The following is a 5,487-nucleotide window of genomic DNA, read 5'->3' as shown; positions in this document are numbered from 1 at the left end:
AAAAGCACTTTCACACCGCCGCCCCTTCGGGGCTGGCAGTATGAAAGTGCTTTTGCGCCCTGCCGGGGGCTAAAAGAGGCAGCCTCACAACTGTCTCCAAGAACTTCTGTTGTCACTCTACTTCTTCTGGTGCAAGAGGATAGCCACACAATTCATCTTCCTGTGCAGAAACCTCTGCGTCCTCTGTTTTTACAAGACCGCTTTCTTCAAGCAAATCTGGCGGCACAGCACTTATAGCTAACTGTTGTTCTTCCGGCAAACTATTATAAAGTAAACTTACATTCAGGATAATTTGAACAACCATAAAACGATTTTTTTAATACAATATTGTTGCCACACTTAGGACATTTTCCTACAAGGGGTCCCGAGCGCTTAGTGGGAATTTGTACCCCTTATCGATACAAATTCCCCGTAGGCGCTAGGGACCTCTTTAGCTTCTTGGAAGCTGTCAGTAGTATATCTAATAATTTATCTCCATTCCCTTTAGTAACGTGTAACTTTCCAAATTTAAAAAAGCGACTCATAGAATTATTTCCTCCCGTTAAATAATAGATAACTATTAAAAATAGACAATACTTGCTCATAAGTAATGGTACTTAAATTGTTTACTTTGGCGTGTTTCATTGCTTGATGAAACTGATTTTTAGTAAACAGTTGACGATATTCTCGATTGACCCATTTTGAAACAAAGTACGTATATAGCTTCCAATATTTATCTGGAACATCTGTGGTATGGCGGGTAAGTTTTATTAAGACACTGTTTACTTTTGGTTTAGGATCAAAGCATTCCGCTGGCAGCTTAAGCAATTGCTGAATCGAGACTTGAGTGTGCAAGAGCAACCCTAGTGTTCGGTGAATATCCAAGGTACGCTTGTAGAATCCTTCTTCAAAAATCAGATAGATGTCAGACGCACGGCTTTCAAAAACCACTTTTTTAATAATTTGTGTGCTTAAATGGTAAGGAATATTCCCAACAATTTTATACCTCTGTTTGTTAGGGAATTGAAACTGTAGAATATCTTGGTGAATTAAAGTGACACGAGTATTCAGTTTTAATTTTTCTGACGATAAGTTGAATAGATGACTGTCTAATTCAATAGACGTTACCTGTTTACTTATTTTAGCCAGTTTCGTCGTTAAATGCCCTTTACCTGTTCCAATTTCGTAAACGGTATCGGTTTCTTTTAAATTCAATTGTTTTATTATTTGGTTGAGTACTTTTTCACTCGTTAAAAAGTTTTGAGAATATTTTATATTTTTGTTCATGTAATCTCTCCTTAAGTGATTACATCTATAAACAAATACAGAAGTTAAACGATTTGTTTGTAATTTTAGTTATCTGTTTAAAAAGTCATAAGATTAGTCACTGGTAGGAATTAATCTAACGTATTTATTTATCTGCGTAATCACTGTTTTTAGTCTGTTTCAAAACAGTAGATGTTTTATCTACATTACGCATTTGGAATACCAACATGACGAATCCCTCCTTCTTAATTACAAATTTTTAGCATCTAATTTAACTTCAATTCCTATTATACAAAATTTTAAGATACCAATCGAGCCATTCAAGCGTTTCTTCCGAAAGACCATCCGCATCTACCATCCGATCACCAAATCGGACTTGATTTCCAGTTCCTTCTCTTTGCTCAAAAACAATCCATTTTTCGTTCATAAAAATCTCTATGGTATTGTCGGCTCCGTATTGATATTCAAAGCCCGTCCCGAAATTGGATTGGTTATCTTTTGTCGGTATCTCAGAACCGTCAACCGTCGAAGTAATTTCCCCATCCATTACTCCACAACGGGCACTTACGGTACTCTCTTTCCCCGTATCGTAGTAGAGTTTACCATCCACCATCACCATAGGAATTTTGTCCCATTCAAGTGGCAGCTCGGAGGAATGCTTCGTTACTAATTCATCAAATACAGATAGTTCTATGTTGTCCTTAGATGTTTTCCAAAAATATCCGTCTTTCTCAATAGTTCCATCATTCATTATTACAACAGTGTCTATCTGTTTCCCTTCTGTATCATACCACCTTACTGAATAACTCCACCCTGTACTGTCGTTACTTTTCTCACCTTTTTCAAATTCTAATGACAGTATATCAGCAATTTGCGAAATTACTTCTTCTTCGGTGACCTCTACCGTTTCTCCCGTATTTCCTGATTGTATTTCTATTTTTCCAACTTCTCTATCTTCGAGAGTAATGATACTATCACTGTTGTTACACCCACTTAATACAAAAGACGCCACTAATACCAAACATAAAATAAGAGCAATTTTCTTCATTGTATCACACCGCCTTTCCTACTTGTAGTGACGAAAAAAATGTCCTTTTGTTTCCTATCTACCACCAAAAATTTTTGAAAACCAGCTTTTTTTCTGTTCCGGCTCCTGCTGATCCGCTCCACTCTCCCCGGAAAGAAGCTGTTGCTTCATTGTTCCCGCGTGGAGTGCCTGGGCCGCTGCCGCTGTCTGCTGGGCGGCTACCAGGGCCTCAGTCAGCTTTGCAATCTGCCGGTCTTTTACTTCAAGCTGCCCTTGCAGCGTGTCGATAGTTGCCTGTAAAACGCAAACTAAATCGCCAACTTCGTGGTTTTCGGTTTGCGTTTTAGTTTGCGATTGGTTTTCGATTTCGGTTTGCGATTTTTCAGAAAAAGCCTGTTTTATCAAGGCTTCCTGGTGTTCATCAATCGCAAACTGGTTTCCGTTTTTTCGTAAACCTGATCGCAAACCCAGGTTTGCGATTTGCTTATTTACTGCTGTCTTTGATACCCCTATCTCGTCCGCTATCTGCCGGATTGTTTTCATACCTTCACGAACAGGCCCACAGGACACACGCCCTCAAACCCAGGCGTAGATATGTACCAGCAGCCGGGGCCTGTTGGCTCCCAGGCTACTTCAAGGGTAATCTCGTGCCAGCCATCAGGAAACAAGGCGGTAAAACCCTGCCCTGCGTGTATGCCGTCCCCTTCCAGGAGCAGCCGAGGGTGCGGATCATCGTCTGCCAGATCGGGGAGCTGCAACTGCGCGATCCTCTCTTTATCCCAGCTCATAGACCTTTCCTCCTTCCCCTAAAATAAATCGCTATGCGATCCCGTCCGGGTGAGATATAAAATCAGCTCGTCCCCGTCCACTTCGTAGATCAGCAACCAATCCGGCGTAATGTGGCACTCACGACACCCCGCATAGTCCCCGGAAAGTTGGTGATCCCTGTTTTTCTCCGGCAACGGCTCCCCCGCAGCCAGTTTTTTAATAATATCGGTCAGCAAAGGAATATCAAAGCCGCGCTTTTTCACGCGCTTCAAATCCTTCTGAAACTTTGTGGTTGGTCTTATGTTATACATCGGCAAGCAGCTCCTCCATCATCTGATCGACATTGGAATAGGTCTTGCCAAGGCTCGGATCGGCCTTCATTCTCTTTACTTCCTTGATTGCTTCGACGGTTTCAGCGTTCGGTACATCCCCGCTGATTTCAAAGGGTATTCTATACTCCCTCACAGCCTTACGCGCAAAAACATTGAACGCCGTTGTCATCGTCATTCCCATATCAGCACAGAACGCCTCAAACTGCCGCTTCAAGTCTGCGTCCATACGAATGTTAATATTTGTATTTGCCATAGGTAGCAACTCCTTTCACTCTTATTATATCCATTGTATAACTTTTTATTTACAATGTCAATATATATTCCTGGCCGTTTACCCAAGCACTGGCCCTTAAACTTCTACCCTGGTATGTTCGCATTTAGAGGGCAAAAAAGCCTTGATTTATGCGGCTTTCTGGGCGCAGTAGAGAGGGGGCCGGTATTTTACCCTCGGAGGGCTGAAAACGGCTTCTAAAGCGTAACAGGGGCCTTTCTGGGCCTTATTCCTGGCCCCCATCGTGTAGCGCGTCCAGGAGCCAATCGCTCAACTCCTGGGAAGGGGACACCCGCACCGTTATATGCCCATTTTCAAAGCGCACCGCTGGCGGCGGGCAATCCCACCACTTACGGACGGTTTTCGGATCAAGGCCAGTTTCCCGGTGACAGTCGGCCTTGCGTCCCTCCGGGTGCTGCTGCCGCCATTCATAAACCCGCGCCTGGGCCGTTCCGCTGCCTTTTGGCCGCCCATTCCCTTCTCTCCAATTCGTACCATTGGCCTTATCGTTAATCTCCTGGATTGCTCTCGCGCCCTGCAAATGTACTGGCTGTTTGCGCCAGTTCCGCTTATTGACAGGCATAGTCAGGCCGGAGAGCTTCGCTATATCGTCCCTGGGGAATGTCACATAGTCCTCGTTGAACATCTCAAGGGCGCACACCACATCATCTTTTGTAAAGCGGTTTATATCCTCCACGCTCATATCATCGTAGGGCCGAAGCAACGCGAAAGCGTCCCGGCGCAGCTCGTCCTCGTCTATCCCGCATTTCTTCGCATAAATCGCCAGCGTCATAATGCCATAGAAACGATGGCCCACCCGGATTTCATCGGCGATCCGGTGCAGCCACCAGTCGTAAAGGTCACGCTTGACCGTCCAGCGGCCCCGCCGCTCCTTCTTGATGATCCGCCGCTCATACCAATCCGGGTACTTCTCTTTCGCCTCGGCCAGCGACAGTCGGCTCTTTCTCATAAGCCCCTCAAGCCGCTGCTGTTCCCCGTTGCTGTCCGGGATATAATCAAGCAGCCGCGCCAGCTCCACCGGCCCGCCGAGCCGGAACGCCCTCACAGGGTACTCACGCCCCAGCTTCGAGCCAGAGCCGACCACCCGAAAGCCCTGCAAAATCCCCTGCATTTGCGGCTCCTTGATGGTGGAGGTAAACTTATTCCAAATCTGCCGGGTGAGGGAATATTTCAGCTCTTTCAAGCATTTCTGGTTGTACGGGTACATAGGCACCGGCTCTTTCAGCACATAATACAGGTGAAGCCCTGTCCCGCTGTTTACAACAAAGGTTGCCTGGGGCAGAATATCCTTGTTCATCTGGTGCAGCGTGTCCCGGAGCTGGGGCATACCCACCCCATCCAAGTCAAAGACCAGGGCATAGAGATACCGGGCATTTTTGCCGCACCGCCGCCGTCCAAAATAGGAGATCGGGGACATAATCGTGAAATCGGTGTCTTGCAGCTCCCGCAGCTCGTCCAGCTCGTCAGTGACGGTACATCGTTTCGCTTTACCGTCCCCCTCGATCTGCAGGGCAATCCCGGTTGCCTTGTCAACCTCACTTTTGGCCACTGTCACCGCGATCCCGTTTCCCTTCCTGTCCTCAAAATGGCCCTTCCTCTCGAAAGATCCTTCCGGGAAGATCTCACGATAAAACTCATACGGCTCCACCGGCTCTAAAAACTTCTCTAAATGCTCGTTCTTTTCCCTGTAAAGTTCCCGCAGCCGTTCCAGTGCTACTTGCTGATCCGCCATTCCTTACACCTCTTTTCGTACATTCTGCAAACCCATAGGGGGAAAAGGGGGAGCCAAAGAGCGGCCCCTTCGGGGCCTTAAAGAGAAAGTC

10 protein-coding genes are annotated in these 5,487 nt (G+C 46.0%); all 10 read right to left on the bottom strand.

Annotated elements, in window-relative coordinates:
* Positions 1–112: 112 nt before the first annotated feature.
* The gene (locus HMPREF1135_RS14400; protein WP_005948221.1) at positions 113–304 is read right to left on the bottom strand and encodes a hypothetical protein; all 192 of its coding nucleotides are present in this window, start codon (positions 302–304) and stop codon (positions 113–115) included.
* Complete coding sequence (locus HMPREF1135_RS14395) at positions 264–383, bottom strand: topoisomerase DNA-binding C4 zinc finger domain-containing protein (protein ID WP_181989423.1); 120 nt, start codon at positions 381–383, stop codon at positions 264–266. Before HMPREF1135_RS14395 ends, HMPREF1135_RS14400 begins: the two co-directional genes overlap by 41 nt.
* A gap of 145 nt (positions 384–528) precedes the next feature.
* Positions 529–1,266, bottom strand: coding sequence for a 23S rRNA (adenine(2058)-N(6))-methyltransferase Erm(B) (gene erm(B), locus HMPREF1135_RS13465; RefSeq protein ID WP_007596156.1), 738 nt, complete (start codon positions 1,264–1,266; stop codon positions 529–531).
* A gap of 124 nt (positions 1,267–1,390) precedes the next feature.
* The gene (locus HMPREF1135_RS13460) at positions 1,391–1,474 is read right to left on the bottom strand and encodes a 23S rRNA methyltransferase attenuation leader peptide (RefSeq protein ID WP_001814874.1); all 84 of its coding nucleotides are present in this window, start codon (positions 1,472–1,474) and stop codon (positions 1,391–1,393) included.
* Between the two features lie 48 nt (positions 1,475–1,522).
* Positions 1,523–2,293: a hypothetical protein gene (locus HMPREF1135_RS13455; RefSeq protein ID WP_005948226.1), complete on the bottom strand. Its 771-nt coding sequence runs from the start codon at positions 2,291–2,293 to the stop codon at positions 1,523–1,525.
* Between the two features lie 54 nt (positions 2,294–2,347).
* Positions 2,348–2,815, bottom strand: a complete 468-nt coding sequence (locus HMPREF1135_RS13450) for a hypothetical protein (RefSeq protein WP_005948231.1) — start codon at positions 2,813–2,815, stop codon at positions 2,348–2,350.
* A complete protein-coding gene (locus tag HMPREF1135_RS13445; RefSeq protein ID WP_005948233.1) occupies positions 2,812–3,060 on the bottom strand; it encodes a hypothetical protein in 249 nt (82 codons plus the stop codon). Before HMPREF1135_RS13445 ends, HMPREF1135_RS13450 begins: the two co-directional genes overlap by 4 nt.
* 18 nt (positions 3,061–3,078) lie before the next feature.
* Positions 3,079–3,351 carry a type II toxin-antitoxin system YafQ family toxin gene (locus HMPREF1135_RS13440; protein WP_005948235.1) on the bottom strand — a complete coding sequence of 91 codons (273 nt, stop codon included), beginning with the start codon at positions 3,349–3,351 and terminating at the stop codon, positions 3,079–3,081.
* Entirely contained in the window at positions 3,344–3,625 is a 282-nt protein-coding gene (locus HMPREF1135_RS13435; protein ID WP_005948237.1) for a type II toxin-antitoxin system RelB/DinJ family antitoxin, read from the bottom strand. The genes HMPREF1135_RS13440 and HMPREF1135_RS13435 overlap by 8 nt, the downstream gene beginning before the upstream one ends.
* 244 nt (positions 3,626–3,869) lie before the next feature.
* Complete coding sequence (locus HMPREF1135_RS13430) at positions 3,870–5,396, bottom strand: hypothetical protein (RefSeq protein WP_005948239.1); 1,527 nt, start codon at positions 5,394–5,396, stop codon at positions 3,870–3,872.
* Between the last annotated feature and the right edge of the window lie 91 nt (positions 5,397–5,487).

Origin of the sequence: Lachnoanaerobaculum sp. OBRC5-5 (genome assembly GCF_000296385.1) — a bacterium.
Classification (GTDB): domain Bacteria; phylum Bacillota; class Clostridia; order Lachnospirales; family Lachnospiraceae; genus Lachnoanaerobaculum.
The sequence above is the reverse complement of the archived record's forward strand: the minus strand, read 5'-3'. Positions and strand labels throughout refer to the sequence as shown.

Excerpts from the sequence above, each read along its gene's own strand:
- HMPREF1135_RS14400 (WP_005948221.1), bottom strand. The coding sequence starts at position 304 with ATGGTTGTTCAAATTATCCTGAATGTAAGTTTACTTTATAATAGTTTG.
- HMPREF1135_RS13460 (WP_001814874.1), bottom strand. The coding sequence starts at position 1,474 with ATGTTGGTATTCCAAATGCGTAATGTAGATAAAACATCTACTGTTTTG.
- HMPREF1135_RS13455 (WP_005948226.1), bottom strand. The coding sequence starts at position 2,293 with ATGAAGAAAATTGCTCTTATTTTATGTTTGGTATTAGTGGCGTCTTTT.
- HMPREF1135_RS13450 (WP_005948231.1), bottom strand. The coding sequence starts at position 2,815 with ATGAAAACAATCCGGCAGATAGCGGACGAGATAGGGGTATCAAAGACA.
- HMPREF1135_RS13445 (WP_005948233.1), bottom strand. The coding sequence starts at position 3,060 with ATGAGCTGGGATAAAGAGAGGATCGCGCAGTTGCAGCTCCCCGATCTG.
- HMPREF1135_RS13440 (WP_005948235.1), bottom strand. The coding sequence starts at position 3,351 with ATGTATAACATAAGACCAACCACAAAGTTTCAGAAGGATTTGAAGCGC.
- HMPREF1135_RS13435 (WP_005948237.1), bottom strand. The coding sequence starts at position 3,625 with ATGGCAAATACAAATATTAACATTCGTATGGACGCAGACTTGAAGCGG.
- HMPREF1135_RS13430 (WP_005948239.1), bottom strand. The coding sequence starts at position 5,396 with ATGGCGGATCAGCAAGTAGCACTGGAACGGCTGCGGGAACTTTACAGG.